Source organism: Synechococcus sp. R8-2 (genome assembly GCF_047461715.1).
Lineage (GTDB): Bacteria > Cyanobacteriota > Cyanobacteriia > Thermostichales > Thermostichaceae > Thermostichus.
This window is the reverse complement of sequence record NZ_JANSHQ010000645.1, coordinates 1-1,327: the sequence shown is the minus strand read 5'-3', so window position 1 is coordinate 1,327 and position 1,327 is coordinate 1. Positions and strand designations below refer to the sequence as shown.

At 51.2% G+C, this 1,327-nt stretch carries 1 protein-coding gene and 1 pseudogene; one reads left to right on the top strand and one right to left on the bottom strand.

The window, feature by feature from the left end; translation table 11 throughout:
- Window positions 1-341, bottom strand: a pseudogene (locus tag NW819_RS13450) (penicillin-binding protein 2); the annotation flags it as partial.
- Window positions 342-1,000: 659 nt separating this feature from the next.
- On the opposite strand from NW819_RS13450, the gene NW819_RS13445 reads away from it, so the two are divergent.
- On the top strand, window positions 1,001-1,327 hold a 327-nt coding region (locus NW819_RS13445; protein ID WP_414414053.1), incomplete at its 3' end, for a hypothetical protein.

Here is a 1,327-nt window from a genome sequence, read left to right as displayed (position 1 = left end):
GGACGCCGCAACAGGGGAGCAAGGGCAGTGGCAATTTCCTCTGGAGTGCGTTTGCCAAAGAGGCGGGGATGGGCCCAGAGAGTATAGACGGGGCGATCTACGGCCAGCAATTCTGCCTGCTGCTTGGCAATAGAATGACGATCCACAATTGAGCGACGAGGAATGAAAGGTCTTAGCTGGGCTCGCTGCTGGGCTTCGGCTCGCTGCTGCAACAGGGGTGCCTGTTGATGTTGCAAATAAACCAGACGTGCTCCTGTTACAAATACGGCGATGATCAAAGCCAGTCCGGTCATGCCGGCGCGAAAGTCAAGCTGGCGGGCCGTCGGGATCCGCTCCCCCAAGAGCCATCCCAGCGCTGTTCCCCACTGCCTAGAGCTTCGCGGTGAAGGGATCCAAGAACCTCTGCGTCGGCGCCGTTGAGCAAGTTGCCGGCCATTTTGCCTTGTCTCCAGAGATTTCGGCACAGGCCGCCCTACCCTAGCCCTAGGTCTGCCTTCCATTGCAATCCTCACATGAGCACCACCGCTAGTTTGGCGCTCATCCCACTGTTATGCCACCCCACAGCTTCTGGGAAAGACCTTGGGATCCCGAAAAGCAGCCAGGACATTTTAGAGGTATTGGAGATAACATAATACCTCAGAACATGAATTAGGTGCGGGCAAGTCCTCAGACTTTTCGCACTTGGATCCACAGTTTTAAATCACATTCAAAAGAAACTGGGAAGACATGAAAAACCTAACTCACTTGCGTACATTCAACAGCTCAAACCTTTAACTTGCTTGATTTAAAACCTCTTCCCGGCGCCTCGTGCAGTCAGCCACTCAATTTCCGCTCCTGGTTGGAGAGAGGGGAAGTTGAATACAGCACAGCGAAAACCGGAGGACTTACTGCTTTTCATAATTTTTCAAACGCTTCGTATTCTCGGAAACAGACGACCAACAGACTAGCAAGTTATAACCTGAGCAAATCCGGCTTTCTCGGAGTTAAGTCTATGATATGCGTGGAGGAGAGCCACAACAAGCGCGTGTACCAAGAGCCTCTCAAGGATTTATCTTTTGGGCTACTTTTTGCCTTCATTCTTCTATCTGTTGCCTTCATTCCTCTATCTGTCTTGACTTTACTTTGGTTGCACCAAGGCGATCGCCACTTCACCTGCTTTCGAGTTGACCAGTCTGCGGTTAACTGCGAAGTGTTTTTCCAGCCGTTGCTGCCTTTGCCAAGTACGACTGAACTCTACAAGGACGTGAGAGGGGCTGGAACCAAAACCGAAATCGAGACAGATGAAGATGGAGACAGAACAACCTACTACTATGTCACGCTGAAAACT